The 26,651-nt window shown below is 62.3% G+C and carries 23 protein-coding genes and 2 pseudogenes; 13 read left to right on the top strand and 12 right to left on the bottom strand.

The window, feature by feature from the left end:
• The first annotated feature begins 225 nt into the window (after window positions 1–225).
• On the top strand, window positions 226–795 hold the full coding sequence (locus ACFXS9_RS34430; protein ID WP_392697011.1) for a L,D-transpeptidase: 570 nt from the start codon (window positions 226–228) through the stop codon (window positions 793–795).
• 17 nt (window positions 796–812) lie between these two features.
• Complete coding sequence (locus ACFXS9_RS34425; protein ID WP_392697009.1) at window positions 813–1,598, top strand: 2-keto-4-pentenoate hydratase; 786 nt, start codon at window positions 813–815, stop codon at window positions 1,596–1,598.
• Between the two features lie 138 nt (window positions 1,599–1,736).
• On the opposite strand, the gene ACFXS9_RS34420 is transcribed toward ACFXS9_RS34425, so the two are convergent.
• On the bottom strand, window positions 1,737–2,414 hold the full coding sequence (locus ACFXS9_RS34420; protein WP_392697007.1) for a YggS family pyridoxal phosphate-dependent enzyme: 678 nt from the start codon (window positions 2,412–2,414) through the stop codon (window positions 1,737–1,739).
• A gap of 116 nt (window positions 2,415–2,530) precedes the next feature.
• Here ACFXS9_RS34420 and ACFXS9_RS34415 point away from each other — a divergent pair, with 116 nt between their 5' ends.
• The 4 genes from ACFXS9_RS34415 (at window position 2,531) to holA (ending at window position 8,554) form a co-directional block, all read left to right on the top strand.
• Complete coding sequence (locus ACFXS9_RS34415) at window positions 2,531–4,222, top strand: diguanylate cyclase domain-containing protein (RefSeq protein ID WP_392700165.1); 1,692 nt, start codon at window positions 2,531–2,533, stop codon at window positions 4,220–4,222.
• A 131-nt stretch (window positions 4,223–4,353) separates the two neighbouring features.
• Window positions 4,354–6,978, top strand: a complete 2,625-nt coding sequence (leuS, locus tag ACFXS9_RS34410) for a leucine--tRNA ligase (protein WP_392697004.1) — start codon at window positions 4,354–4,356, stop codon at window positions 6,976–6,978.
• Window positions 6,965–7,516: an LPS assembly lipoprotein LptE gene (gene lptE, locus ACFXS9_RS34405; protein ID WP_392697001.1), complete on the top strand. Its 552-nt coding sequence runs from the start codon at window positions 6,965–6,967 to the stop codon at window positions 7,514–7,516. Before leuS ends, lptE begins: the two co-directional genes overlap by 14 nt.
• A 9-nt stretch (window positions 7,517–7,525) precedes the next feature.
• Entirely contained in the window at window positions 7,526–8,554 is a 1,029-nt protein-coding gene (gene holA / locus ACFXS9_RS34400) for a DNA polymerase III subunit delta (protein WP_392696998.1), read from the top strand.
• A 196-nt stretch (window positions 8,555–8,750) separates the two neighbouring features.
• Here holA and ACFXS9_RS34395 read toward each other — a convergent pair whose 3' ends face one another.
• From ACFXS9_RS34395 to hemJ, 7 genes and pseudogenes are all read right to left on the bottom strand, one after another.
• On the bottom strand, window positions 8,751–9,635 hold the full coding sequence (locus tag ACFXS9_RS34395) for a ParB/RepB/Spo0J family partition protein (RefSeq protein WP_334365772.1): 885 nt from the start codon (window positions 9,633–9,635) through the stop codon (window positions 8,751–8,753).
• Between the two features lie 191 nt (window positions 9,636–9,826).
• On the bottom strand, window positions 9,827–10,678 hold the full coding sequence (locus tag ACFXS9_RS34390) for a ParA family protein (RefSeq protein WP_334408401.1): 852 nt from the start codon (window positions 10,676–10,678) through the stop codon (window positions 9,827–9,829).
• Window positions 10,675–11,373 (bottom strand): 16S rRNA (guanine(527)-N(7))-methyltransferase RsmG, encoded by a 699-nt coding sequence (gene rsmG, locus ACFXS9_RS34385; protein WP_392696993.1) that lies wholly within the window; start codon window positions 11,371–11,373, stop codon window positions 10,675–10,677. The genes ACFXS9_RS34390 and rsmG overlap by 4 nt, the downstream gene beginning before the upstream one ends.
• 89 nt (window positions 11,374–11,462) lie before the next feature.
• Window positions 11,463–13,346: a tRNA uridine-5-carboxymethylaminomethyl(34) synthesis enzyme MnmG gene (gene mnmG / locus ACFXS9_RS34380; RefSeq protein WP_392696990.1), complete on the bottom strand. Its 1,884-nt coding sequence runs from the start codon at window positions 13,344–13,346 to the stop codon at window positions 11,463–11,465.
• A gap of 133 nt (window positions 13,347–13,479) precedes the next feature.
• Entirely contained in the window at window positions 13,480–14,811 is a 1,332-nt protein-coding gene (gene mnmE, locus ACFXS9_RS34375; RefSeq protein WP_392696987.1) for a tRNA uridine-5-carboxymethylaminomethyl(34) synthesis GTPase MnmE, read from the bottom strand.
• Between the two features lie 301 nt (window positions 14,812–15,112).
• Window positions 15,113–16,379: pseudogene (gene rho / locus ACFXS9_RS34370) on the bottom strand (transcription termination factor Rho).
• Window positions 16,380–16,631: 252 nt separating this feature from the next.
• Window positions 16,632–17,077: pseudogene (gene hemJ, locus ACFXS9_RS34365) on the bottom strand (protoporphyrinogen oxidase HemJ).
• A 445-nt stretch (window positions 17,078–17,522) separates the two neighbouring features.
• Here hemJ and ACFXS9_RS34360 point away from each other — a divergent pair.
• From ACFXS9_RS34360 to dnaQ, 4 genes are read left to right on the top strand one after another with little or no spacing between them, the layout of a single operon-like run.
• Window positions 17,523–18,362, top strand: a complete 840-nt coding sequence (locus tag ACFXS9_RS34360) for a pyruvate, water dikinase regulatory protein (RefSeq protein WP_065746322.1) — start codon at window positions 17,523–17,525, stop codon at window positions 18,360–18,362.
• 10 nt (window positions 18,363–18,372) lie between these two features.
• Entirely contained in the window at window positions 18,373–18,981 is a 609-nt protein-coding gene (locus ACFXS9_RS34355) for a Maf family protein (RefSeq protein WP_392696983.1), read from the top strand.
• Window positions 18,982–19,006: 25 nt separating this feature from the next.
• On the top strand, window positions 19,007–19,606 hold the full coding sequence (gene coaE / locus ACFXS9_RS34350; protein ID WP_392696981.1) for a dephospho-CoA kinase: 600 nt from the start codon (window positions 19,007–19,009) through the stop codon (window positions 19,604–19,606).
• Complete coding sequence (gene dnaQ, locus ACFXS9_RS34345) at window positions 19,530–20,336, top strand: DNA polymerase III subunit epsilon (protein ID WP_392696978.1); 807 nt, start codon at window positions 19,530–19,532, stop codon at window positions 20,334–20,336. Before coaE ends, dnaQ begins: the two co-directional genes overlap by 77 nt.
• Before the next feature lie 24 nt (window positions 20,337–20,360).
• Here the strand turns inward: dnaQ and secB are convergent, their stop codons facing one another.
• Entirely contained in the window at window positions 20,361–20,849 is a 489-nt protein-coding gene (gene secB, locus ACFXS9_RS34340; protein ID WP_057844928.1) for a protein-export chaperone SecB, read from the bottom strand.
• Between the two features lie 425 nt (window positions 20,850–21,274).
• On the opposite strand from secB, the gene ACFXS9_RS34335 reads away from it, so the two are divergent.
• From ACFXS9_RS34335 to ACFXS9_RS34325, 3 genes are read left to right on the top strand one after another with little or no spacing between them, the layout of a single operon-like run.
• Window positions 21,275–21,976, top strand: a complete 702-nt coding sequence (locus tag ACFXS9_RS34335) for a Tim44/TimA family putative adaptor protein (protein WP_392696975.1) — start codon at window positions 21,275–21,277, stop codon at window positions 21,974–21,976.
• Complete coding sequence (locus ACFXS9_RS34330) at window positions 21,900–23,552, top strand: murein transglycosylase A (RefSeq protein WP_392696972.1); 1,653 nt, start codon at window positions 21,900–21,902, stop codon at window positions 23,550–23,552. The genes ACFXS9_RS34335 and ACFXS9_RS34330 overlap by 77 nt, the downstream gene beginning before the upstream one ends.
• On the top strand, window positions 23,549–24,145 hold the full coding sequence (locus tag ACFXS9_RS34325) for a Smr/MutS family protein (RefSeq protein WP_392696969.1): 597 nt from the start codon (window positions 23,549–23,551) through the stop codon (window positions 24,143–24,145). Before ACFXS9_RS34330 ends, ACFXS9_RS34325 begins: the two co-directional genes overlap by 4 nt.
• Window positions 24,146–24,202: 57 nt before the next feature.
• On the opposite strand, the gene hslU is transcribed toward ACFXS9_RS34325, so the two are convergent.
• From hslU to ACFXS9_RS34310, 3 genes are read right to left on the bottom strand one after another with little or no spacing between them, the layout of a single operon-like run.
• Window positions 24,203–25,504, bottom strand: coding sequence for an ATP-dependent protease ATPase subunit HslU (gene hslU, locus ACFXS9_RS34320; protein WP_392696966.1), 1,302 nt, complete (start codon window positions 25,502–25,504; stop codon window positions 24,203–24,205).
• A 51-nt stretch (window positions 25,505–25,555) separates the two neighbouring features.
• Complete coding sequence (locus ACFXS9_RS34315; protein WP_392696963.1) at window positions 25,556–26,161, bottom strand: DUF2585 domain-containing protein; 606 nt, start codon at window positions 26,159–26,161, stop codon at window positions 25,556–25,558.
• On the bottom strand, window positions 26,158–26,643 hold the full coding sequence (locus ACFXS9_RS34310) for a GNAT family N-acetyltransferase (RefSeq protein ID WP_392696960.1): 486 nt from the start codon (window positions 26,641–26,643) through the stop codon (window positions 26,158–26,160). Before ACFXS9_RS34310 ends, ACFXS9_RS34315 begins: the two co-directional genes overlap by 4 nt.
• Window positions 26,644–26,651: the final 8 nt, after the last annotated feature.

The raw sequence follows: 26,651 nt of genomic DNA, 5'->3' as shown, positions 1-26,651 counted from the left end.
GTCTCAAGCCGGGTCTTGGTCGATAACAACCTGATTCGCGGGCAAACTTCACAAGCAAGCCGGGTTATCAGGCACTGATTCGCATTGAGGTAGGAGATTGTTACAATTTCACAAGCCGAACCGCAGTCTATCCCAAATTTGAGGCGCGTTTGGATGAATGTCCTGTAATGCCGCCAAATAGAGCAGTTGAGGCAGGGCAAGCAACCCCAGGATTCGGGCATTGGCATGGAAAGTAACGCCATTTCAATCACTTATAAGACAGATGCGCGTGATCGGCCGCTGGCGGCAATCCGGGTCCACAGGGCTGCCGGCGACCCCTGCCGGGGCTGGCTGACGGCGGACGGCTGGACCGTGCCGGTGGCTCTTGGCCGCGGCGGCATCCTCGCCAACAAACGGGAGGGCGACGGCGGCACGCCGCGAGGAATCTATCATCCGCTGCAATTGTGGTGGCGCGCCGACCGCCATCCCAGGCCGCGGACCTATCTGCCGGTGCGGCCGATCCGGCCCGAAGATGCCTGGTGCGAGGATCCGCAGGACCGCCGTTATAACCAGCCAATCCGTCTGGTCCGGGATCAGGCTGGTGACCGGCTGGCGCGCGAGGATCACCTCTACGACTTCATCGTCGAAATCGATCACAACAGCGCGCCGCGAATTGCTGGCCGTGGCAGCGCCGTGTTCCTGCATCTGGCGCGGACCAATTTCTCGCCCACAGCGGGATGCGTCTCGATGACGAAATCCGCCATGCTGCGGCTGCTGCGGCGGATGGGACCGCAGACTAAAATCATGATCGGCTGATGGGGAAGCGAAAAACAATGCTCGACAGCAACGCAATAACGGCCGCGTCAAAGATCCTGCACGACCATTGGCGCGCCGGCACCAAATTTTCCGGCCTCGACGAATCGCTGCGGCCGCGCGACCGCATTGAGGCCTACGCGATCCAGGCGGGAATCGAAAAATACTCGTCCGATAGCTTGTTCGGCTGGAAGATCGCGGCCACCAGCGAGGCCGGACAAAAGCACATCAACGTCGACGGCCCGATGGCCGGGCGCATTCTTGCCGAAACCGTCATACCCGACGGCGGAACAGCTTCGATGGCTGGCAACGAAATGCGCGTCGCCGAACCCGAGTTCGCCTTTCGCATGCGCGTGGATCTGCCGGCGCGCTCCACGCCTTATACAATGCAGCAGGTCCTCGATGCGGTCGACACGCTGCATCCGGCCATCGAAATTCCGGATTCGCGGTTTGAGAATTTCGTCACCGCCGGCGCAGCGCAGATCATCGCCGACAATGCTTGCGCGCATCTGTTTGTCCTCGGCCCGGCGGCAAGCGCAGACTGGCGCACGCGCGATCTCGTCGAGCAACGGCCCGTCATCACGATGCACGGCGAGAAATTCATTGGCCACGGCAAGAACGTGTTGGGCGATCCGCGCATTGCGCTGACCTGGCTCGCCAACGAACTGCGCCAGCTTGGCGTGACGCTGAAAGCCGGCCGCGTCGTCACCACCGGCACCTGTCACCCACCGCTGCCGATTCAGTCAGGCGATTTTTGCGCTGTCGATTTCGGCGCCCTCGGAAAAGTGTCGGTGGGGTTTGAGTAAGCGTTGCTCACAATCGATGTCGTCCCTGCGAACGCAGGGACCCATAACCACCAATGCTCGTTGACTGAGGACTTCTGGCCGCGTGCCATTCAGTGCCGCCGCGGAGTATGGGTCCCTGCGTTCGCAGGGACGACAATCTTATCGCGCGCCAAAAATCGCCGAGCCGATGCGCACATGCGTCGCACCCATCTGAATCGCGACTGCAAAATCGGCGCTCATGCCCATCGACAGATTTTTCAGCCCGTTGCGCGCGGCGATCTTGGCCGTCAACGCGAAATGCGGCGCCGGCGCCTCGTTGACCGGCGGAATGCACATCAAACCGGAAATGACCAGGCCGTATTTGTCGCGGCAGCTCGCGATAAAGGCATCTGCCTCGCCGGGCGCGATGCCGGCCTTCTGCGGTTCCTCGCCGGTGTTGATCTGAACGAACAATTCCGGACGCTTGTTCTGCGAACTGATTTCCTTGGCGAGCGCTTCGCAGATGCTGGGACGGTCGACCGAGTGAATGGCATCGAACAGCGCGACGGCCTCCTTCGCCTTGTTGGATTGCAGCGGCCCGATCAGGTGCAACGCAGTTCCGGGATAGGCCGACACCAGCGCCGGCCATTTCGCCTTGGCCTCCTGCACGCGGTTTTCGCCGAACACGCGCTGCCCGGCATCGATAACCGGCGCAATCGCCGTTGCATCAAATGTCTTCGACACAGCGATCAGCGTGACCGATGCGCGCTCGCGGCGCGCCTCCTTGCAGGCGCGCGCGATGTCTTGCTCCACCTGAGCCAGGCCATTTGGTAAAGACTTGGTTAGCGGTGTCGCCATCTCTCTCGCGTGATGTCCTGATTTCGTTCGGATGTTTACGGCATTTCCTCGAATTTTACCAAGTTCGAGAAAGCCTTTTTGAACCCTTCACACTACCGTGCCGTGTAGGGGGCATGATGTTTGGCGTTAGTTTCAACCGCAATCGCGTCAAACTCAAGAAGCTTCTCGGAATCCGAGCGCGGCTTGCGTTGCTCGCCGTGATGCTGGTGGCGCCCTTGATGCTGGAACGGGTCCGTTCGCTCGAAGACGCGCGCGCCAAGCAGATCGCGATGGCTTCGGAGGAATACGCCAACATTACGCTGCACACTGCGGAGACCCAGCGCGAGGTCGTCTCGTCAGTCGAAACCATGCTGAAATCGGCCGCCTATATCCGCGCCTCCAGCGGTATCGGACGCAGTTGTGAAATCCTCCGCGCCAGCCTGCCGACCAACCTGCCTTGGATCCGCAGCATCATGATCGTCAGCAAGGAAGGCGTGGTACAGTGCTCGACGCTGAACATGCTGGTGGGCCTCAACATCGGCGACCGTGACTATTTCAGGAAGGCGCAGCAAACCCGCGACTTCGTTTTCAGCGACTACCTGTTCGCCAGGGTAAGCAACAGACCGATCCTGATGGCGGCCTATCCGGTAGCCGCAATCAATCCGGAAGAAGACGCCGTGGTGGTCGCCGGCATCAATCTGGACTGGATGTCGAAGATCATGGCCAAGCTCGGCGGACGGCCGGGCATTTCGGCGCTGCTGGTCGACGGCGCCGGCGTCGTGCTGGCCGCGCCGGCGGAGGAGGCCAGCATGATTGGCAAGCCACTCAACAACGTGCCACTGCTGACGGCCATCGCTCACAAGGCACTCGTTTCCGACACCCCGACGGGTTCGCTTTCCTTCACCGCAGCCGACGGGTCGCAACGCGCGATCAGTTTCGCGCGCATTCCTGGCACGCAGTCCCGCCTGATCGTCAGCATCGACGAGGCCAAAATCACGGCGGCGATCAACCGCGATATCCGCACCGCCTATCTGCAGCTCGGACTAGTCTGCCTGTTCGTGCTGCTCGGCGCGCTGATCGGCGCGGAAAAGCTCATCATTAACCCGATCGAAGTCATGACCGGCATGGCCAGGCGATTCGGCGAAGGCGACTGGTCAGCCCGCGTCTCGCACAGCCGCCTGCCGTCGGAATTCATGCCGCTGGCCCGCGCCTTCAACGCGATGGCGGCGCAACTCAGCCAGCGCGAGCGTGAGCTCGTTGCCACCAACGACCGGCTCACCGTGATGGCCTCGATCGACATGCTCTCCGGCCTCGCCAACCGGCGCGGCTTCCAGAGCCGGCTCGATTTCGAGTGGATGAAGGCGCAGCAGTATCGTCGCGAGCTGTCGCTGCTGATGATCGATGTCGATCACTTCAAGCTCTACAACGACACCTATGGCCACCCGGAAGGCGACGCCTGCCTCACCCGGATCGGCGAAGCGCTGGCCAGCATCGCCGCCGACAATCTGGGCTTTGCCGGCCGCTATGGCGGCGAGGAGTTCTGCCTGCTGCTGCCGAACACCAGCCCGCAGAAAGCACTCGAGATCGGCGAAACCGTGCGCGCCACCGTTCAAGGCCTCGGCCTGCCGCACATCACCTCCAGCCACCGCACCGTCACTGTCAGCGTCGGCGTCGCCGCGGCGCTTCCGAACGACGCTCAAACGGCGGGCGAGTTGATCGAGGCGGCGGATGCCGCCCTTTACGCCGCCAAACACCGCGGGCGAAATACCGTGGTCGAGCACGGCTTTGCAAAGTTGGTGGACGAGGCGGGGATCGCGATGGCCGGGTGAGCGGACGCTCCACGCCATCGGCTAAAACGCCCCATCCCACTGTCCCAACCCGTTGACCCCGCAGCCGCTTTTGTGGCCTAGTCCGCCGTCCTCTGGACGGGACCCGAATCCACAAAAAGCCCTGCGATTCCATGACCTCCGAACGTTACAACGCCCGTGATTCCGAGCCGCGCTGGCAACGCCAATGGGACGAAAAGGCGATCTTCGCCTCGAAAAACGACGATCCGCGGCCGAAATACTACGTGCTCGAGATGTTCCCCTACCCGTCCGGGCGCATTCATATCGGGCATGTCCGGAACTACACGCTGGGTGACGTGCTGGCCCGCTTCATGCGCGCCAAGGGTTTCAACGTGCTGCACCCGATGGGCTGGGACGCCTTCGGGCTACCGGCCGAGAATGCCGCGATCGAGCGCAAGGTCGCGCCCAAGGCATGGACCTACGACAATATCGCCGCGATGAAGAAGCAGTTGCGGTCGATCGGGCTGTCGCTCGACTGGTCGCGCGAGTTCGCGACCTGCGATCCCGCCTATTACAAGCATCAGCAGAAGATGTTCTTGGACTTTCTGCGCGCGGGACTGGCCGAGCGCGAGAAGCGCAAGATCAACTGGGATCCGGTCGACATGACCGTGCTCGCCAACGAGCAGGTGATCGACGGCCGCGGCTGGCGCTCCGGCGCCGTCGTCGAGCAGCGCGAGATGAACCAGTGGGTCTTCAAGATCACGAAGTACTCGCAGGAGCTGCTGGACGCGCTTGATAGCCTGGACCGCTGGCCGGACAAGGTCCGGCTGATGCAGCGCAATTGGATCGGCCGCTCCGAGGGCTTGCTGATCCGCTTCGCGCTCGATCCCGCGACGACGCCGGCGGGCGAATCTGAACTAAAGATCTTCACGACGCGGCCGGACACGTTGTTCGGCGCAAAATTCATGGCGATCTCGGCGGATCATCCGCTGGCGCAGGCCGCGGCCGCGAAGAATCCAAAGCTCGCCGAGTTCATTGCGGACGTTAAAAAGATCGGCACCGCGCAGGAGATCATCGACACCGCCGAGAAGCAGGGCTTTGATACCGGCATCAAGGCCATCCACCCGTTCGATCCGAATTGGAAGCTGCCGGTCTATGTCGCGAACTTCGTGCTGATGGAATACGGCACCGGCGCCATCTTCGGCTGCCCCGCGCACGACCAGCGCGACCTCGATTTCGTCAACAAGTACAATCTCGGCAATACGCCGGTCGTCTGCCCGGAAGGCCAGGACCCGAAAAGTTTCGTCATCACCGACACCGCCTATGACGGCGACGGCCGCATGATCAATTCCCGCTTTCTCGATGGCATGACCATTGAGCAGGCCAAGGAAGAGATTGCGAAGCGCCTGGAGGCTGAACTACGCGGCAACGCGGCCGTCGGCGAGCGGCAAGTGAATTTCCGCCTGCGTGACTGGGGCATTTCACGCCAGCGCTACTGGGGCTGTCCGATCCCGGTGATCCATTGCCCGAAATGCGACGTGGTGCCGGTGCCCGACGCCGATCTACCGGTGACGCTGCCGGAGGACGCAACCTTCGACAAACCCGGCAATGCGCTCGACCATCATCCGACCTGGAAGCACGTCATCTGCCCCAAATGCGGCGGCAAGGCGCAGCGTGAAACCGACACCATGGACACCTTCGTGGATTCGTCCTGGTATTTTGCGCGCTTCACCGATCCCTGGAACGAGAAGGCGCCGACCACGCCCAATGTCGCCAACCGGATGATGCCGGTTGACCAGTATATCGGCGGCGTCGAGCACGCGATCCTGCATCTACTCTATAGCCGCTTCTTCACCCGCGCGATGAAGGCGACCGGCCACATCGGCATGGACGAGCCGTTCGCCGGCATGTTCACGCAAGGCATGGTGGTGCACGAGACCTACCAAAAAGCCGACGGCTCCTATGTGACGCCGGCCGAGGTGAAGGTCGAGACCGGCGGCAATGGCCGCCGGGCCACGCTGCTCGACAGCGGCGAAGAGGTCGCGATCGGCGCGATCGAAAAGATGTCGAAGTCGAAGAAGAACACGGTCGACCCCGACGATATCATCGCGACCTATGGCGCCGACGTCGCCCGCTGGTTCATGCTGTCGGACTCTCCCCCGGATCGCGACGTGATTTGGAGCGACGAGCGCGTGCAGGGTGCCTCACGCTTCGTGCAGCGGCTGTGGCGACTGGTTAATGAATCCGCCGAAATCGCCAAGGTGGCCCCTGCCGACCGTCCGGCCTCGTTCGGCGCGGATGCGCTTGCCTTGCGCAAGGCAACCCATGGCGCGCTGGACAAGGTGTCGTCCGGGATCGAGCGGCTGCATTTCAATGTCTGCCTTGCTCATATCCGGGAATTCACCAATGCGCTGGCCGAGGTGCTGGGCCGTGAGGGCAAGCCGGCGCCGGATCTGGCCTGGTCCGTCCGGGAGGCCGCAATCATCCTGGCTCAATTGTTCGCGCCGATGATGCCGCATCTGGCCGAGGAGTGCTGGCAGGTTCTAGGGCAGCCCGGGCTGATTTCGGAGGCCAACTGGCCCCAAATCGAACGCGATCTGCTGGTTGAAGACAATGTGACGCTGGTGGTCCAGGTCAACGGCAAGAAGCGGGGTGATGTTACCGTGCCACGGGTCGCCCAAAATCCGGAAATTGAGGCTGCCGTTTTGGCGCTCGATGCGGTAAAACTCGCCCTCGGCGGCAAGGCCGTCCGCAAGGTAATCGTAGTTCCCATGAGGATCGTGAATGTCGTTGGCTAGGACCCGGATCGCCCTTCGGCTGATCGCCGTCGCCGCTCTGGCGGCGCTCACGGCCGGCTGTTTCCAGCCGATGTATGCCGAACGTAACGACGGCAAGCCCGGCTTGCGCGAAAAGCTGATGGGCGTGGAAATCCCGCCGGTTGACAAGAACAACGCCTCGCGAGAAGCCCGAATTCAGGTCGAGATCCGCAACGCGCTGGCGTTCAAGCTCTACGGCAACGCCACCGGCATGCCGCCGACCCATCGGCTGGTGCTGCGGTTCAACACCACCCGCTCTTCGCTGATTCTCGATCCGGCCACCGCCCTGCCGTCGAGCGAAAACTACGGCATCGACGCGCAATACAATCTCATCGACCTCGCCACCAACAAGTCGGTCATGACGGGCACGACGTTCTCCCGCGTGTCCTATGACGTCCCCGGCCAGTTGCAGCGCTTCGCCCGCGCCCGCGCCTTCCGCGACGCCGAGGACCGCGCCGCCAACGAGATCGCGGAAAACATCCAGACTCGGCTCGCGTCCTACTTCTACGCCGGCACCTGATGTTCCATCGTGGTCGCGCTCCGCGGAAAAGACATCGACGCTTTTCTCGCCCGGCCTGATGCCGGCCGCCCTATCATCCTGCTGTACGGTCCCGACGCCGGTCTCGTGCGCGAGCGCGCCGATGCGCTGATTGCGTCGGCGGTCGACGATCCCAATGATCCCTTTTCGCTGGTGCGGCTCGACGGCGACGAGCTGGCCGCCGAGCCATCGCGACTGGTCGATGAGGCGATGACGATCCCGATGTTCGGCGGCCGGCGTGCCATTCGTGTGCGCGCCGGCTCCCGCAGTTTCGCCAGCGGCGTCGATACGCTGGCTGATTCGCCAATCAAGGATTGCCGCATCGTGATCGAGGCCGGCGAGTTGCGGCCCGAATCGCCCCTGCGCAAGGCCTGCGAGCGCGCCAAGAGCGCAGTCGCCATCGCCTGCTATCCCGACACCGAGCGCGACCTTGCTCGATTGATCGACGAGGAACTACGGACTTCCAATTTGCGCATCGCCGCGGATGCCCGCGCCGCGCTGATGTCGTTGCTTGGCGGCGACCGCCAGGCCTCGCGCAACGAGCTCCGCAAGCTCGCTCTCTATGCCCATGGCAAGGGCGAGATTGCGCTCGACGATGTCATGACCGTCGTCTCCGATGCGTCCGAGCTGAAGCTCGACCCGATCGTCGATGGCGCGTTTGCCGGCAAGCCGGATTTGGTCGAAAGCGAATTCGCCAAGGCGATGGTCGCCGGCACCTATCCCGGCGTGATCATCTCGGCCGCGCAGCGTCAAGCCGCGTGGCTGCACAAATCGGCGCTTGCGGTGGCTGACGGAACGCCCGTCTCCACCTTGCTCGAGGGCGGCTATCCGCGCCTGCATTTTTCGCGAAAGGGCGCCGTCGAAATCGCGCTGCGCAATTTCAGCGCGGCGCGGCTTGCCGGGATCATTGACCAGCTCGGAACCGCCGCGCTCGACATGCGCAAGCAGGCCTCACTGGCGTCAGCCATCGCGCTGCGGACACTGCTGTCGATTGCGGCGAATGCCAAGCGGCGGGGGTGAGCTATCAGGCCAGAATCTCGGCGTCGTCCCTGCCAACCAGGGACCCATACCCCACAGGATCGTGTTGACTAGGAAGGCCGTCGAGCAGTTCGCCCAATAAATTCCGCCGCGGCGTATGGGTCCCGGGTCGCGCGGAGCCTGTCATCGGGCGCGCATTCGCGCGACCCGTTGGCTTGCCCGGGACGACGGAGAGATCTCAACTCCCCTTCTCCAGCCTTCGCATCACTTCGTCGAGTTGTTCGAGGTTGCGATAGCTGATCTGCACTGTGCCGCCGGGATCGCGGTGATTGACGGTCACTTTGAGGCCGAGCGCGTCGCTGACGCGCTTCTCCAGCGCGATGGTGTCGGGATCCTTTGTCTTGCCACCGCCGCTGCGCGCCTTCTGCGGCTTGCGCTCTGGCACGCCCTCTTCGTGGGCAAGCGCCTCGGTCTGACGCACGTTGAGGCCTTCGGCGACGATGCGCTTGGCGGCCGCCAGCGGATCGGGCACGCTGATCAGTGCGCGGGCGTGTCCCGCCGACAATTCGCCGCTCGCGATAAGGGCCTGCACCTCCGCCGGCAGCTTTGTCAGCCGCATCATGTTGGCGACGTGGCTGCGGCTCTTGCCGACTTCCTTGGCGATGTCTTCCTGGCTCCGTTTGAATTCGTCGGCCAGCGCGTGATAACCCTGCGCCTCTTCCATCGCGTTGAGGTCTTCGCGCTGCACGTTCTCGATGATCATGATCTCGAGTGCGTCGCTGTCGCTGACATCGATGGGAACGATCGGCACCTCGTGCAAGCTGGCGAGCTGCGCCGCGCGCCAGCGCCGTTCGCCAGCGATGATCTCATAGCGGTCCTGCGCGCCCTTCACCGGCCGCACCACGATCGGCTGGATCACGCCGTGCTGCTTGACGGAGGAGGCGAGCTCGCCCAGTTCGGCATCGGAAAATGTCCGGCGTGGGTTGCGCGGATTTGGTTTTAGAAATTCGATCGGTACCTTGCGCTGGTTGCGCGGCCGTTCGACATGCGCGGCCTCGCCGCCGACGTCCCCGATCAGACTTGCGAGACCACGACCCAGTCGCGAACGCGTTTCGTCGGCCATCGCCGCCAACTCCCTAGGATTCACTTGGCTACTCCACTACAGAATTCTATTGCTCGTAGGGTGGGCAAAGCGAAGCGTGCCCACCAGCTTTCGCGACGGCGCGCGTAGGATGGGTAGAGCGAAGCGAAACCCATCACCTTCATCGCGCGCTTTGATGGGTATCGCTGCGCTCAACCCATCCTACATTCCCTCTAATGCGTCCTCAGCTCGCGCTCGCGCTGGATCACTTCCGTCGCAAGCTTCAGATACGCTTCGCTGCCGACGCATTTGAGATCGTAGACCAGCACCGGCTTGCCGTAGGACGGCGCCTCGGAGATGCGGACGTTGCGCGGGATCATGGTGTCGTAGACCTTGGAGCCCATGAATTGCCTGACGTCGGCGACCACCTGGTTCGACAGGTTGTTGCGCGAGTCGAACATCGTCAGCACGATGCCGTGGATCGACAGGTTCGGATTGAGCGTCGAGCGCACCTGCTCCACCGTCTGCAGCAATTGCGACAGACCCTCGAGCGCGAAGAACTCGCACTGCAACGGCACCAGGATCGCGTCCGACGCTGCCATCGCGTTGACGGTGAGCAGATTGAGCGACGGCGGACAATCGATCAGCACATAGGTGTAGTCGGTGTCGGGCGCCGCGTTTTTGTTCAACGCCGCGATCGCATCGCGCAGGCGGAACGCACGGCCAGGCGTCGTGCCGAGTTCGAGCTCGAGGCCCGACAGATCCATCGTCGAGGACGCGATGTGCAGCCGCGGCACCGCGGTGGCAACCACGGCGTCGCGCAGCGGCGCTTCACCGATCAGCACGTCGTAAGTCGAGCAGTTGCGGTTGCGGCGATCGATGCCAAGGCCGGTGGAAGCGTTGCCTTGCGGATCGAGATCGACGATCAGCACGCGCTCGCCAATCGCCGCGAGCGCGGTGCCAAGATTGATCGCTGTGGTGGTCTTGCCGACGCCACCCTTCTGGTTGGCGAGCGACAGGATGCGTGGATGAGGTGGCGGAGTTGGCTCCCTATCCTCTTGATATAATTCATCTAATTCGGTCATGCCCGATCGCCATGTGTGATCGCGGAGGGGTTGCGCCGCTCGATCCGATCGAGTTCGACGATCCAGCCGTGCCCGCCCGTTCGGCTGGAATGGAGTCGCGGTTCAATATTCCAATATTTGGTGGCTTCGGTCAATTCAGCCTCTACATCTTGACCCTTGAGAAACAGCGCTTTCGCGCCACTGCTCACAAACGGTTCCGCGAAACCGACAAGCTGATGTAACGGAGCCAGCGCCCGCGCAGTGACGCAATCGACGTGGCTACCGATTCTATCCACAATATCCCCGATTCCCGCCAAATGCACGGTAGCGGCCGCAGAAGTTACGCGGGCCGCCTCGCGCAAAAAGGCTGCCTTTTTGGCGTTGCGCTCGACCAAATGGACGTTGGCGCCCGGCGTCTCCGCCAATGCGCAAGCGAGCACTACGCCGGGGAAGCCTCCACCGCTGCCGAGATCGACCCAGGTCTTCGCGGACGGCGCCAGGTCGAGGAGTTGCAGCGAATCGGAGATGTGACGGGTCCACAGGTTCGGAAGCGTCGATGGCGCCACGAGATTCGTTTTGGTCTGCCATTCGATGAGAAGATCGACATAGCGGTTCAGCCGCGCCTCCGTTTCACGTGAAACGGGAGTGAGAGCCAAAGCGGCGGCCTTGTCTGAGGGCAGGACTGGGGAGAGGCTGGGGGCGGCGGCCTTCGCCATATTGGTCTCGCTGAGCGAAGCAATCGTAGGATGGGTGGGAGCGAAGAGCGCTACCCATCCTACATTCCTGTTTCACGTGAAACAGATTTTTACGCGCTCACCTTCGCGGTCTTCCGCCGCGCCTCGCGACGCAGATACGCCGCCAGGATACCCAGCGCCGCGGGCGTCAGCCCGTCGAGCCGGCCCGCCTGCCCCACTGTCCGCGGCCGCGCCGCTTCGAGCTTGGCGCGCGCTTCGTTGGAAAGTCCGGGCACGTCGGCATAGTCGATATCGGTCAGGACCAAACCCTCGTCGCGCCGGAAGGCATCGACGTCGGCAGTCTGGCGCTTGAGATAGACATCGTACTTGGCGTCGATCTCGAGATGCACGGCGATCGATGGATCGATGGCCGAGAGCTCCGGCCATATGCCGCGCAGGACAGTCCACTCGATCTCCGGGTAGGCCAGCAACTCAAACGCCGACCGCCGATGGCCGTCCCGGTTGAGCGCAAGGCCATGCCTGGCCGCTTCGTTTGGAGTGATCGTCAGCGACTTGGCCAAAGCCTTGGCGGCATCCAACGCTGCCATCTTGCCGCGATGCCGCTGCGATCGCGCCTGTCCTACGCAGCCCAAGGCAATGCCCTTGTCGGTCAGACGCTGGTCGGCGTTGTCGGCTCGGAGTGTCAAGCGGTACTCGGCCCGCGAGGTGAACATCCGATATGGCTCGGTGATCCCGCGGGTCACGAGGTCGTCGATCATCACCCCGAGATAACCGTCAGCGCGATCGAACACGATCGGATCGGCCCCACCCGCCATCAACGCAGCGTTCAGACCGGCAACGATTCCCTGGGCCGCCGCCTCTTCATATCCCGTCGTCCCGTTGATCTGTCCGGCCAGGAAAAGGCCCGGCAGACGCTTGGTCTGCAGGGTCGGCTCCAGTTCGCGCGGATCGACGTGATCATATTCGATGGCATAGCCCGGCCGAACCATCTTCACCCGTTCGAGCCCGGGGATGGTCCCGAGGATCGCGAGCTGGACTTCCTCCGGTAGCGAGGTCGAGATGCCGTTGGGGTAGACGGTGGAGTCGTCGAGCCCCTCCGGCTCTAGGAAGATCTGGTGGCCATCACGATCGCCGAATCGGACAATCTTGTCCTCGATCGAGGGACAATAGCGTGGGCCGCTGCTCTTGATCTGCCCGGAATACATCGGCGAGCGATGCACATTGGTCCTGATCACCTCGTGGGTGGCCGGAGTCGTCCGAGTGATCCCGCATCGTATCTGCGGCGTCGTGATCCGATCGGTCATGACCGAGAATGGCTCAGGCGGATCGTCGCCGGGCTGCATCTCAACGGCGGCCCAGTCGATGGTCGTGCCATCGAGCCGTGGCGGCGTGCCGGTCTTCAGCCGTCCAAGCGTAAAGCCGGCGCGCTCGAATGAGGCCGATAGTCCGATCGCAGGCGCCTCCCCGACCCTGCCCGCCGGCCAGTTCTTCTCGCCGAGATGGATCAGCCCGCGCAAAAACGTCCCCGTCGTGATGACCACCGCGCCCGCCGAAAGCTGCCTTCCCTCGACCAAGCGAATTCCAGCGACCCGACCGTTCGAGACAATCAGCTCGTCCGCCTCACCTTCGATCACGCTGAGATTGGCGGTCTCCCGGATCGCCGTCTGCATGGCCGCAGCATACAGCTTGCGATCTGCCTGGGCGCGCGGTCCGCGGACGGCCGGACCCTTGCGGCGGTTCAACATCCGAAACTGGATCCCGCCGGCATCCGCCACCCGGCCCATCAGGCCATCAAGCGCATCGACTTCGCGCACCAGATGGCCCTTGCCGAGACCGCCGATCGCGGGATTGCAGGACATCGCCCCGATGGTCGCAAAACGATGGGTCACCAAGGCGGTCTTGGCACCCATCCGCGCGGCTGCGCTCGCGGCCTCGCAGCCGGCGTGGCCGCCGCCGATAACAATGACGTCGAAGGAGTCTGCCTGGAAAATCATGTCGCGACTTCTATCGCGGAGTTGGAAAACGCGGAAGAAGGAATTGCTCGATGGGAAATTGAGGCTTGGTGTTTCACGTGAAACATCCAAGCGCACGGAACTGTTTCACGTGAAACAAGATGGTAGGGAAGGCTCACTTACCTACACAGAACTCCCGGAAGATAACGTCCAGAATGTCCTCGACATCCACGCGCCCCAAGAGCCGCCCCAGCGAATGGGCTGCCATGCGCAATTCCTCCGCCGCTAGTTCCTCGCCCCGCCCGACTACCTGAACGCAGCGCCGTAACGAGGCCGCGGTCTCCTGCAAAAGCAAGCGCTGCCGGGTTCGGCCGATCAGGCCAGCCTCGCTTCCGCCAAAGTAATTTTGAGCGAAACCAATCAGGGCCGCGATCAGCTCGGGCAAACCATCGCCTCGGCTCGCCGAGATCTGAAAATCGCCCTGCCCTGACGCATCGGCCAATGGCCGACCTATCTGTTCGAGATCGATCTTGTTTCGCACGCTCCAAACTGGCGCATCCCAATCGTGGTCGATCACTGCCCCCGGCGAGTCGGAGATCCACAACACGAGATCCGCATCCGCGGCCCGGGCCCTGGCGCGACGAACCCCCTCCTGCTCGACCGGATCGTCCGTCTCACGGATCCCAGCGGTATCGATTACGGTCACCGGATAGCCGTCGAGATCGAGCTGCACCTCAATGATATCACGCGTGGTGCCGGCGTGCGGCGAGACGATCGCGACCTCCCGGCGCGCGAGCTGATTCATCAGCGTCGACTTGCCGACATTCGGCGGCCCGGCGATCGCGACGACGAGGCCATCGCGAAGCCGCTCACTCCGCCCCTGCTCCGCCAGGACTTCCTCGATCTCAGCCGACAGCACTTCAACTTTCGCCAACGCCGGCGCGATCAATTCTGCCGGCACGTCGCCCTCGTCCGAGAAGTCGATCCCAGCCTCGATCAGGGCGGACGCTTCGATGATCCGCGCACGCCAGTCGCGAGCTCGGTCGCCAAGCAGCCCCTTCAATTGGCGCAGCGCCTGACGCCGCTGCCGATCGGTATCGGCGTGGATGAGATCGTCGAGTCCTTCGGCTTCGGTGAGGTCGAGCTTGCCGTTCTCGAAGGCGCGCCGGGTAAATTCGCCGGGCTCGGCCGGACGCACATTTTCGAACGCAGAAAGCGCCGCGAACAACGCGTCCAACACCGCGCGCCCGCCATGGACGTGAAATTCCGCGACGTCTTCCCCGGTCGCGCTGGCCGGACCCGGAAACCACAACACCACGGCATCATCGATCGGCCGCTGGCCGACATCATGGAGGAGCGCCCGCGTGGCCATTCGCGGCGACGGCAATTTGCCAGCCAGCGCCGTCACGAGCTTCCCGGCCTGCGGACCCGAGACGCGCACCAAGGCAATCGCGCTCGGTGGACGGCCCGACGACAGTGCAAAAATGGTCTGGTCCCGCGGATGCATAGCCTATTTGTGCGGGAGGTCCTGAAAAGGCAACGCAGTTTCGATTCGGGGTCTGAGAACGCAGGCCAACATCCGCTAACCTCATTGCGCCAAAGGTGCAGCAGCGATGCTGCAAAATCGGGAGAGGCGCCCTGCCCTGATCTCCAGGTCGAATAAACAATATAAAATTCAATAGCTTATTTGGTTAACCAATCAATAACGCCAATTTTCCGACGCTGCTTTGGTGCCGCAGCGATGACCGCAGCATGAAAAAGGGCGCCCCGCGGTGCGAGGCGCCCTCCCCTAAGCCTGGCTTGGCGGCTCAGGTATTCATGGAGTCGAAGAACTCGGAATTGTTCTTGGTGTTGCGGAGCTTGTCGAGCAAGAAGTCGATCGCGTCCATGGTGCCCATTGGATTGAGAATCCGGCGCAACACGTACATCTTCTTCAGAAGCTGCGGATCAGTGATCAGCTCTTCCTTGCGCGTGCCGGAGCGCGAGATGTCGATCGCCGGGAAGGTCCGCTTGTCCGAGACCTTGCGGTCGAGGATCAGTTCGGAGTTACCGGTGCCCTTGAATTCTTCGAAGATGACTTCGTCCATGCGGCTGCCGGTATCGACCAGCGCGGTGGCAATGATCGTGAGCGAACCGCCCTCCTCGATGTTGCGCGCGGCGCCAAAGAATCGTTTCGGCCGTTGCAGCGCGTTGGCGTCGACACCGCCGGTCAGCACCTTGCCCGATGACGGCACCACGGTGTTGTAGGCGCGGCCGAGACGCGTGATCGAGTCGAGCAGGATCACGACGTCGCGGCCGTGCTCGACCAGGCGCTTGGCTTTCTCGATCACCATTTCGGCGACCTGAACGTGACGCACCGCCGGCTCGTCGAACGTCGACGACACCACCTCGCCCTTCACCGAGCGCTGCATGTCCGTGACTTCTTCCGGACGCTCGTCGATCAGAAGCACGATCAGATAGCACTCCGGATGATTGGCCGTGATGGAGTGCGCGATGTTCTGCATCAGCACGGTTTTGCCGGTGCGCGGCGGCGCCACGATCAGCGCGCGCTGGCCCTTGCCGATCGGTGCGACGATATCGATCACCCGTGCAGAAAGGTCTTTTTCGCGTCGGGTCTTCGAGCTCGAGACGGAAGCGCTGATCCGGAAACAGCGGCGTCAAATTATCGAAATTGACCTTGTGCTTGGACTTTTCCGGATCTTCGAAATTGAGCGTGTTGACTTTCAGCAGCGCGAAATAGCGTTCGCCTTCTTTCGGGCTGCGGATGTGGCCTTCGATGGTGTCGCCAGTGCGGAGTCCGAAGCGGCGGATCTGCGAGGGCGAGACGTAGATATCGTCGGGGCCGGGCAGGTAGTTGGCGTCGGGCGAGCGCAGGAAGCCGAAGCCGTCGGAGAGAACCTCGACGACGCCTTCGCCGATAATGTCGATTTCCTGGATCGCGAGCTGCTTGAGAATGGCGAACATCAGCTCCTGCTTGCGCATGGTGCTGGCATTTTCGACCCCGCTCTCTTCGGCGAACGTAACGAGCTCGGCCGGCGTTTTCGATTTGAGGTCTTGGAGTTTCATTTCCCGCATTGGGGTGGTCCTGTGGAGTGTCTTTTAAGAAGGGTGCGAAGCTGGTGAAAGCCGGACACGAAAAATGGAAGGTCCGCAGGTCTAAGCAAGGAAAGCGCCGGTGAGGCTTCAAACCTGATGCGGCGGCCGGTCCAATGAAGGAGCCGGAACGCAGCCACATCCGCCTGCGTGGGGTGGGATTTCGACAATATAGAAAATCGGCCGCCGCTTCGCAAGCAGGTGAGAAACCGACCGACCCACGAAAAGGGCGCCCTAGAACGGCTTCACGATCACCAGGATGACGATAAAGATCATCAGGACGGTTGGTACCTCATTGATAATACGATAGAATTTCTGGCTTCTGGTATTCCGGTCGGCGGCGAAATCCTTAACCCAGCGGGAAAAAAGCCGTGGACGCCCGACAGGATGATCACCAGCGTCAGTTTGGCGTGAAACCAGCCGGACATGTACCAATGTCCGCTCCAGGCCATATAGAGCCCGGCTAGCCACGTGACGATCATCGCGGGATTGATGATCACCTTCAGCAAGCGCCACTCCATCACTTTGAAGGTTTCGGACTGCTTCGATCCGACCTCGGCTTCGCAATGGTAGACGAACAGCCGCGGCAGATAGAGCATGCCGGCCATCCACGAGATGACGGCAATCACATGCAGCGCCTTGATCCACGGGTAGGCCGTGATCGTGATCCACTCGTACATTGCAGCCGCCCTGATCTCCGGAACGTTCCGATCTTCTCAAGCGTTGCGAAGAAGCTTCGCCAGCGTGAGACGCAAGACATATCCGCAAGGCACCGCTTCTCTAAACTAATAATTTTAGAATCTTAGGTTTGAGTCTTAGTGACGGTGATTTGGACTCATACAAAACCGTCCAGTCTCTTTGCGAGGCTTGTTCACATCCATCACCAATTCGGGCCAAACACCGGATCGTCCTGATAACACAACGTGCATCAATCGCTTGCGATGTTTTGTGGTCAGCTTATGAAGAGACAAGTCCACAGCTTCTCACTATCATTGCCGCGAGGCGTTGGACTTGTCCTCGCGTGAGGCCCTGTGAAGAAACCAAGGGTTTTCCCGAAGGCGACGATCCAGGGCCGAACATCTCGGTTATGCTCCACAGGATTCACAGGAATACACAGGGGTTCTGGTGCCCACGACCGGCAACTATTTTCATCTTCATCTGGTCTCGGACTCGACCGGCGAGACGCTGATCACGGTGGCGCGCGCGGTCGCCGCGCAATACGCCAACGTGACGGCGGTCGAACATGTCTATCCGCTGGTGCGCAGCCAGAAGCAGCTCGACCGCGTGCTTGACGAGATCGAGGAAGCACCGGGCATCGTGCTCTTCACATTGCTGGAAAAGGATCTGGTTGCCCGGCTGGAAGCCAAGTGCAGGAACATCAACATACCGAGTCTCTCCATCATTGGTCCCGTGATGCAGTTGTTCGAGGCCTATCTGGGCGCGGCGACGACGGGCAGGGTAGGTGCCCAGCACGTTTTGAACGCGGAATATTTCAAGCGCATCGACGCGCTGAACTACACCATGATGCATGATGACGGGCAACACGTCGAAGGCCTGGAAGAGGCGGATGTCGTTCTCGTCGGCGTATCCCGCACCTCGAAGACGCCGACTTCGATCTATCTCGCCAACCGCGGCGTCCGTACCGCGAACGTGCCGCTGGTTCCGGGCATTCCGCTGCCGCACCAACTGGAGACACTGAAAAAGCCATTGGTCGTCAGCCTTCATGCGACGCCGGAGCGGCTGATCCAGGTCCGGCAAAATCGCTTGCTGAGCATGGGCGCCGATACCCCCAATGATGATTACATCGATCGTCAGGCGGTGGCTGATGAAGTAGCCTATGCCCGAAAACTGAGCGCCAGGTTCAGTTGGGCACAGCTCGACGTGACACGGCGTTCGATCGAGGAAACCGCGGCGGCGGTGCTAAAACTGTTCACCGATCGCCAGCGGCAGCGGCTTCCGGAATGACGCAGCCAAGATGACCATTTGGCGTGGACAACATCCGCTGATTCTCGCTTCGCAGAGCCGCGCGCGGCAAATGCTGCTTGCCAATGCCGGCATTTCCTTCGAGGCCGTTCCTGCCGATATCGACGAACGATCCGTGCAGAAGAACTCAGGCCTTTCCGCACCCGGTGAAATCGCAGGCCTCCTGGCGCGCGAGAAGGCATGTTTCGTATCGTCGAAAAATCCCGGCCGTTATGTCGTCGGCGCCGATCAGACGCTGGCTTTGGGAAACCGGCTGTTCAGCAAGCCGGCGGGCCGCGCGCAGGCTGCAGATCAACTGCGTCTGCTTGCCGGCCAGACGCACGAGCTGCATTCCGCCGTTGCGGTTGCCCGCGATGGCAAGATAGTGTTTTCCGATGTTTCGGTCGCGCGCCTGACCATGCGCGCTCTAAGCGGGGCGGAGATCAGAGCGTATCTGGACGAGGCCGGCGAAGCCGTGACATCCAGTGTTGGCGCCTATCAGCTCGAAGGACTGGGCATACATCTATTCGATCGCTTCGAAGGCGATCACTTCACGATTCTCGGCCTGCCGTTGCTGCCGCTGTTTGCATTCTTGCGCCGCGAACGACTGTTGGGAATTTGATATCCTCTTGAGAGTGACGAACCCTATGCGGATTCTCGGACTGACCGGCTCGATCGGGATGGGGAAATCCACCACCGCAAAACTGTTCACCGAGGCGGGCGTGCCGGTTTACGACGCCGACGCAGCCGTTCACAAAATCTATGAAGGCGAGGCGGCGCCCGCGATCGAAGCGGCGTTTCCCGGCACCACGGTGGATGGCAAAGTCGATCGCGCCAAATTGTCCGCCAAGGTGGTGCATGACCCTGCTGCCATCAAGCGGCTCGAGCAGATCGTTCACCCAATGCTCGGCGCGTCCCGCCAGAAATTTCTCGATGAGGCCGAGCGGTCCGGCGCGCCGGTTGTCGTGATGGACATCCCGCTATTGTTCGAAACCGGCGGCGAGAAGCGCGTCGATGCGGTGGTCGTGGTCACGACCGATCCGAAAACCCAACGCGAGCGAATTTTGGCACGCGGCACCATGACATCAGAGGCCCTCGACGCCATTCTGGCGCGGCAGTTGCCCGATGCCGAAAAGCGCAAGCGCGCGGATTTCGTGGTGGATACCTCGCATGGGCTGGACCCGGTGCGCGCGCGGATCCGCGACATTCTGGCCGAGGTTGTTAAGATGCCGCAGCGGCGGATCTGATTCGTCGAAACTTCGGTCTCTCACATCCATGCGCGAAATCGTTCTCGATACCGAAACCACGGGCCTCGATCCGCTGCGCGGCGATCGGCTGGTCGAAATCGGCTGCATCGAGATCTTCAACCGCATGCCGACGGGGCAGACGTTTCACCGCTACATCAATCCCGAGCGCGACATGCCGGCGGAAGCCTTTGCCGTGCACGGCCTGTCGACCGAGTTCCTCGCCAGCAAGCCGCTGTTCACCGAAGTGGTCGAGGAGTTCCTGGAATTCATCGGCGACGCGCCGCTCGTCATCCACAATGCCTCGTTCGACATCAGCTTCATCAATGCCGAGCTCGACCGCATCAAGCGGCAGCCGATTCTGCGCGACCGGTTGGTCGATACGCTGCTACTGGCCCGCCGCAAGCATCCCGGCGTGTCGAACCGGCTGGACGATCTCTGCTCCCGCTATGCGATCGACAATTCCCGCCGCACCAAGCACGGCGCGCTGCTCGACGCCGAGCTCTTGGCCGAAGTCTATATCGATCTGATCGGCGCGCGGCAGTCGCAACTGATCCTGGCGTCGGAAACCCGCATCACGGTTACCAGCGGCATCGGTGATACGCCACGCCGGCAGCGCGAAATGCCGCTGGCGCCGCGAATCACCGAAGCCGATCGCGAGGCCCATCGCGCCTTCATCGCCACCTTGGGCGACAAGCCGATCTGGAACGATTTTCTTCCGGCAATGGCTTAAGCGGCAAACCAGCCGCCGCTCGCCTTAGCTTGGCTTGGCGCCCGAGGCGGCCTGTGCCGCGGCCTGCCGTTCCATGTTCTGGCGGTACAGGCCGACAAAATCGACGGGATCGAGCATCAAGGGCGGGAAGCCGCCGTCGCGCACCGCGGTCGCGATGATCTCGCGCGCGAACGGGAACAACAGCCGCGGGCATTCGATCATGACGAGAGGATGAAGCTGTTCCTGCGGCACGTTGACGATGCGGAACACGCCCGCATAGGCGAGTTCGAAGCTGAACATCACTTTGCCGGCATTTTCCGCCTTGCCCTCGATCGAGAGCGTCACTTCAAACTCGTTTTGCGCGAGATTGTTCGCCGAAACGTTGATCTGGATGTTGATCGCCGGCTGCTGTTGTTGTGGCGCCAGCGAGGAGGGCGCGTTCGGATTCTCGAACGACAGGTCCTTGATGTACTGGGCCAGCACGTTGAGTTGGGGAGGGGCCTGTTCGGGAGGCGCGCCGTTGCCGTTGGTCATGAAAATCTCTCCTGAAGCGCTCGCGAGCGCGGCCCGGGTTCGTCTGAGAATGCGTTTTCCGGGCGAGTGGCTATCATAGCCCCGGCTCATTCCACAAGGACGACGGCTCGGCCACAGACCAGCCCGGCCGCCAATTGTGGCGGATATGCCTAATACCATCCCGCCGGCGGCGCAAAATGTATCCTAAATAATTGAATGTGCGTGATTTCCGGCCATGATCGGGTTTCCCCTCGTCGCGAAAACGCGCTACAATTAGCCCGCGCCAAAACGCGCCATTGGCCGGGCGCAGTTTCATGCCTACATGCTGCAGTCTCGATCGATGTAATCTCTGCCGTTCTCAGGGAATCTCGTAAGAGAGCTTCTCGCCAGGGAACGCTCGACCGCCGGGCCCGTTGCCGGCGCTGGAACCAGAAAGCGAATACGACGTGGATATTTATACCATCATCTTCCTGGCGCTGGCGGTCTTTATCTTCCTGCGCCTGCGCAGCGTCCTCGGACAGCGTACCGGGAGCGAACGCCCGCCCTATGATCGCGCCGCTCCCAACGTCGTGCAGCGGACGCAGGACAACAACGTCGTTCCCATGCCGGGTACCGTCATCGATCAGACGCCGCTGGCGCCGAATGCCGATATTGCGCCGGCCGACCGCTGGAAGGGCATTGCCGAGCCGGGCACGCCGCTCGCCGCAGGCCTCGACGCCATCACTGCCCAGGATTCCTCATTCGATCCGCGGCACTTTCTCTCCGGCGCCCGCAGCGCCTACGAGATGATCGTGCTGGCCTTCGCCAATGGCGACCGCCGGGCGCTGAAGGATCTCCTGTCGAGCGAAGTCTATGAGAGCTTCGAGGCTGTGATCAAGGATCGCGAGAAGCACGAGCAGAAAACCGAAACGCGGTTTGTTTCGATCGACAAGGCCGAGCTGGTGAGTGCGGAAGCCCGCGACCGCGCGGCGCAACTGACGGTTCGCTTCGTGTCGCAGATGATTTCGGTCACACGCGACAAGACCGGCGCCATTGTCGATGGCAACCCCGATAAGGTCGCCGATATCACCGATGTCTGGACTTTCGCCCGCGACACGAGCTCTCGCGATCCGAACTGGAAGCTGGTTGGCACCGGAAGCGCGGGCTAAGACGCGAAGCCTTGCGGGGCTTGCGTTGGGCGTGCTCGCTTTGACGTGCTCGATCGCACCATCGGATGCCGCAGCAGTGCGCCATTCACGTGCGCAAAAGCCTTCGCATCCGCAGCCCGTCCGCCACCTGCCATACCCACCGGTCGAATTCCCGTTTCAGATAAGCGGCGGTCAGTATGCGCCGGTCGCCTGGTCCGGGATCGCGGGCTGGAGCGAGGACGATCATCTCGCCGCCTACAGGGCATTTCGCACGAGCTGCAGGCCGATAGCGGCACAGCAAAAGCCGCCCGCCGATCCAAAAGCACTCGGCACATCGCTCCGCGATCCCTGCCGTATCGCCAGGGGTCTCGAACTATCAGATGGCGTGAAGGCGAGGGCCTTCTTCGAGGAGCACTTTCTTCCCTTGCGCATTTCGCGGCTTGGCGAAGGCGAGGGTTTTGTTACCGGCTACTACGAACCCATCGTCGACGGCTCACGGACGGAGAACGAGGTCTACAAAGTGCCGGTCTATCGCCGGCCCTCGAATCTGTTCGTCCGTGGCACCACGCAGAGCTCGGCCGGCTTGCCCAACAAGGGCCAGGTGTTCCGCAAGATCGGCCGCCGCAAGCTGGTGCCCTATTACGATCGCGCCGAGATCGAGGATGGTGCTATCGCCGGCCGCGGCCTCGAAATCTGTTGGCTGAAGGACCAGACTGACCTGCTGTTCTCGCAGATCCAGGGCTCGGCGCGGGTCAGCCTCGACGACGGCTCGACCGTTCGCATCAACTACGATGCGCATAATGGTTTTCCGTATACGCCGGTCGGCCGCATCCTCATCGAACGCAACATCATCCCCAAGGATCAGATGTCGATGCAGAAGATCCGGGAATGGATGGAACAGAATCCTAACGAGGCCGACGAGCTGCGGCGGCAGAACAAGTCCTACGTCTTTTTCCGCGAGGTGCAGCTTTCCGACAAGGACGAGGCGGTCGGCGCCCAGGGCGTGCCGTTGACGCCGGGCCGGTCGATCGCGGTCGACAAATCACTGCATGTCTATGGCACGCCGTTCTTCATCGAAGGCGAACTGCCGATCGAATCGGAGCGATCGAAGACACCGTTTCGCCGCCTGATGATTGCGCAGGACACCGGCTCCGCCATCGTCGGCCCCGCGCGCGCCGATCTCTACTTCGGCGCCGGTCTCGATGCCGGCAAGGTGTCCGGCCGCCTCCGCCACAATGCCCGCTTCGTGATCCTGGTGCCGAAGAGCCTTGATCCGGTGGCGCGTGGCCGCAAGATGCCGGTGCCGGACGAGCGACCGTCGGAGACGATCGCAAGACTGTTCCCGCAAACCGATCCGTTGAAGGATCCGTCCAAGGATCCGAAGAGTGCCGGAAAGCCGTCCGATGTAACGGCGGCGACCAACGCCAAGCCCGCGATGCAGGCGACGACATCGTCTGCAACCAGGTCCTCGCCGGCCCCGGCCGTCCAGGCCGCCGTAGCAGAGCCAATACCGCTTCCAGAACCGCGGCCGAACGTTGAAGCGGTTTCGGCCAAGCCGCAGCCGCGTCACATGCGCCGATATCGCTATCGTCGATGAAACGCCGGTCGTCGAGTTCGATTCCCGAGCTGCCGGAGCCGCCGCGCCGAAAGCGCGGCCTGAGCGAAGAGGAGCGCGCGCTGTGGGAGAGCGTCGCCAAGCAGGTCAAGCCGCTGCGCAAGCGGTACCGCGCCTCGAAGCCGTCGGCTGCTCCGGCGGAAGCCGAGCACAAGATCGCTCCGAAAGCCGCCGCTTCACCGAGGCACGTCGCGCCGGCGCGAATGGTTGCGCCTTCAAAGCCGGAACCACCGCCGCTGGCGCCGATCGGCCGTCGCGAGCGGTCGCATCTGTCGCGTGGTCGCAAGGAGATCGATGCGAGGCTCGATCTGCATGGCATGACGCAGACGCGCGCGCATCGCGCGCTGCTCGGTTTCCTGCGGCGCGCCCATCATGACGGGTTGAGCTTCGTGCTCGTCATCACCGGCAAGGGCAAGGTGGGTACCGAGTCCGAGCGCGGCGTGCTGCGCCGTCAGGTGCCGCAATGGCTCGGGCTACCGGAATTCCGCGCGCTGGTGGTCGGCTTCGAGGAAGCCCATGTCGCCCATGGCGGCGAGGGTGCCCTGTACGTGCGCGTGCGACGTGCGCGCTTCTAATCTCGCTTGGAGCGGTGGCATGTCTTTGTCGCGGGACGACGGCGGTGGACGTGACGGCTACAAAATAAACCGGCTCAGATCCGAGTTCTTGGCGAGATCGCCGATGTGGTTCTGCACGTATTCGGCATCGACCTTGATGGTCTCGCCATGACGGTCCGGCGCGGCGAATGAAATCTCGTCGAGCACGCGCTCCATCACCGTCTGCAGCCGCCGCGCGCCGATGTTCTCGACCGTCGAATTGACGGCGACGGCGATATCAGCCAGCGCGTCGATGGCGCCGTCGGTGATATCGAGCGTCACGCCCTCTGTCTGCATCAGCGCGACATATTGCTTGATCAGCGACGCTTCCGGTTCGGTCAGGATGCGGCGCATGTCGTCGCGGGTCAACGCCTCCAACTCGACGCGGATCGGCAGGCGGCCCTGCAATTCCGGCAGCAGATCCGAGGGCTTGGCAATATGAAACGCGCCGGAGGCGATGAACAGGATATGGTCGGTCTTGACCGCGCCGTGCTTGGTCGTGACGGTGGTGCCTTCGATCAGCGGCAGCAGGTCGCGCTGCACGCCCTCCCGCGAGACGTCGCCGCCGAGGCGGTTTTCGCGCACGCAGATCTTGTCGATCTCGTCGAGGAACACGATGCCGTTGTTCTCGACCGCCGCGATCGCTTCCAGCACGACCTGGTCATTGTCAAGCAGCTTGTCGGACTCTTCGTTGACGAGAATCTCGTGCGAGCCTTCAACCGTGAGCCGGCGGGTCTTGGTTCGCCCTCCAAGTTTGCCAAAAATGTCGCCGATCGAGATTGCGCCCATCTGCGCGCCCGGCATCCCCGGAATCTCGAACATCGGCATGCCGCCGGAGGATTGCGTCTCGATCTCGATTTCCTTGTCGTTGAGCTCGCCGGCGCGCAGCTTCTTGCGGAAGGAATCGCGGGTCGCCGGGCTGGAGGCCGGTCCGACCAGCGCGTCCAGCACGCGCTCCTCGGCGGCAAGTTGCGCGCGGGCCTGCACATCCTTGCGCTTGCGCTCGCGCACCTGCACGATCGCGACCTCGACGAGATCGCGGATGATCTGCTCGACGTCGCGCCCGACATAGCCGACCTCGGTGAATTTCGTGGCCTCGACCTTGATGAAGGGGGCGCCGGCGAGCTTTGCCAGCCGCCGCGCGATCTCGGTCTTGCCGACGCCGGTCGGCCCGATCATCAGGATGTTTTTCGGCAGCACTTCTTCGCGAAGCGAGCCGGTGAGCTTCAGCCGTCGCCAGCGATTGCGCAGCGCGATCGATACCGCGCGCTTGGCGTCGGCCTGGCCGACGATGAAGCGGTCGAGTTCGGAGACGATTTCACGGGGAGAGAAGTCGGTCATGGGTCCTAGGTAGGTGTCCAGTGTTGCGAGAGCAAGCGGTGCACGAGGCCGCTAAATGATCGGCGGGCCACCCTGCCACAGCTTGATCGCCTCGAAGGGGTGAATCAGCATGATAATGTTGAGCGTCAGATTGTCGCGAATGTGGAGCGTCATCACCAGCTCGAACAACATCGCAAGAGCGATGGTGACTGCCACGGGAAGTTTCCTCGCCAGCAGGAAGCCACCGATCATGAAGAGCATATCGGAAATCGAATTGATGATGGTATCGCCGAAATAATCCAGCGAGATCGTGCCGGCGCGGTAGCGATTGATGATCCAGTCGGAATTCTCGACCAGTTCCCAACCGCCTTCGACCAGGATGGCGAGTATCAGGCGGCCCTGCCAGGCCAGGCGCGGAAACGCGAGGAAGGCCGCGCCGTAGAACAGGAAGCCGTGCAGGATATGCGATAGCGAATACCAGTCGGCGATGTGCTGGGAGTTTTCCGAACTCTGCACGACGCCGTGCCAGAGCTTGACGTAACCGCAGGCGCAGATCGGCAGGCGTCCCATCCCATACAGGATCGCAGCTTGCGTCGCGAGGATGCCGGCTGCAATTAATATCCAGTGTCGGCCCGAAAGCGTGACTGGAGCTTTCTCGATACTGTTGGTGGAAGTCATGCGTTGCGGACCATCAATAGAGCGGGGCCATCAGGTGTATCGACCATACCGACTTTTTCAAAGCCCGCCTTCTCGTAGGCACGTACGGCCCGCGTATTGGCCGGATCTGGATCGGTCACAATGCGCGGCGCGCCGCGCTTCAACCGGTCCTCGACGAAGGCCCTGATGAGCGCCGAACCATGGCCGCGCCCGATCAGGTCCGGCTCGCCGATGAAGAGGTCGATACCGCGGGTGCCGCGCGGATGTTCGCCAAAGCCTGAATTCCACGCCGTCAGGTCGTAGCACTGCAGGTAGCCGAAATCGTTACTTCCCGCCGACACGATGAACTGATCCATCGCCGGTTCATCGAGATCGCCGCTGACCAGTTCATATTGTTCAGAGGGGTTGCCCCACCATTCGCGCACATGCGGTCGCGCGAGCCACTGCCGGATCAACGGCAGGTCGGCCACAGCCATCGGGCGGAAGACATATTCCGGCGCCATGACCGGCG

Source organism: Bradyrhizobium sp. RDI18 (assembly GCF_043203335.1).
Lineage (GTDB): Bacteria > Pseudomonadota > Alphaproteobacteria > Rhizobiales > Xanthobacteraceae > Bradyrhizobium > Bradyrhizobium retamae.
Note: the sequence above shows the minus strand (reverse complement) of the source record. Positions and strands in the feature narration are given on the sequence as shown.

Coding starts and splice junctions, on each gene's coding strand:
- hslU (WP_392696966.1), bottom strand. CDS start 25,504: ATGACCGACTTCTCTCCCCGTGAAATCGTCTCCGAACTCGACCGCTTC.
- ACFXS9_RS34330 (WP_392696972.1), top strand. CDS start 21,900: ATGTCTGGACTTTCGCCCGCGACACGAGCTCTCGCGATCCGAACTGGA.
- ACFXS9_RS34430 (WP_392697011.1), top strand. CDS start 226: ATGGAAAGTAACGCCATTTCAATCACTTATAAGACAGATGCGCGTGAT.
- ACFXS9_RS34390 (WP_334408401.1), bottom strand. CDS start 10,678: ATGACCGAATTAGATGAATTATATCAAGAGGATAGGGAGCCAACTCCG.
- leuS (WP_392697004.1), top strand. CDS start 4,354: ATGACCTCCGAACGTTACAACGCCCGTGATTCCGAGCCGCGCTGGCAA.
- ACFXS9_RS34315 (WP_392696963.1), bottom strand. CDS start 26,161: ATGACTTCCACCAACAGTATCGAGAAAGCTCCAGTCACGCTTTCGGGC.
- dnaQ (WP_392696978.1), top strand. CDS start 19,530: ATGGGCTGGACCCGGTGCGCGCGCGGATCCGCGACATTCTGGCCGAGG.
- ACFXS9_RS34395 (WP_334365772.1), bottom strand. CDS start 9,635: ATGGCCGACGAAACGCGTTCGCGACTGGGTCGTGGTCTCGCAAGTCTG.
- coaE (WP_392696981.1), top strand. CDS start 19,007: ATGCGGATTCTCGGACTGACCGGCTCGATCGGGATGGGGAAATCCACC.
- lptE (WP_392697001.1), top strand. CDS start 6,965: ATGTCGTTGGCTAGGACCCGGATCGCCCTTCGGCTGATCGCCGTCGCC.
- ACFXS9_RS34425 (WP_392697009.1), top strand. CDS start 813: ATGCTCGACAGCAACGCAATAACGGCCGCGTCAAAGATCCTGCACGAC.
- ACFXS9_RS34415 (WP_392700165.1), top strand. CDS start 2,531: ATGTTTGGCGTTAGTTTCAACCGCAATCGCGTCAAACTCAAGAAGCTT.
- mnmE (WP_392696987.1), bottom strand. CDS start 14,811: ATGCATCCGCGGGACCAGACCATTTTTGCACTGTCGTCGGGCCGTCCA.
- ACFXS9_RS34355 (WP_392696983.1), top strand. CDS start 18,373: ATGACCATTTGGCGTGGACAACATCCGCTGATTCTCGCTTCGCAGAGC.
- rsmG (WP_392696993.1), bottom strand. CDS start 11,373: ATGGCGAAGGCCGCCGCCCCCAGCCTCTCCCCAGTCCTGCCCTCAGAC.
- mnmG (WP_392696990.1), bottom strand. CDS start 13,346: ATGATTTTCCAGGCAGACTCCTTCGACGTCATTGTTATCGGCGGCGGC.
- secB (WP_057844928.1), bottom strand. CDS start 20,849: ATGACCAACGGCAACGGCGCGCCTCCCGAACAGGCCCCTCCCCAACTC.
- ACFXS9_RS34325 (WP_392696969.1), top strand. CDS start 23,549: ATGAAACGCCGGTCGTCGAGTTCGATTCCCGAGCTGCCGGAGCCGCCG.
- ACFXS9_RS34310 (WP_392696960.1), bottom strand. CDS start 26,643: ATGGCGCCGGAATATGTCTTCCGCCCGATGGCTGTGGCCGACCTGCCG.
- ACFXS9_RS34420 (WP_392697007.1), bottom strand. CDS start 2,414: ATGGCGACACCGCTAACCAAGTCTTTACCAAATGGCCTGGCTCAGGTG.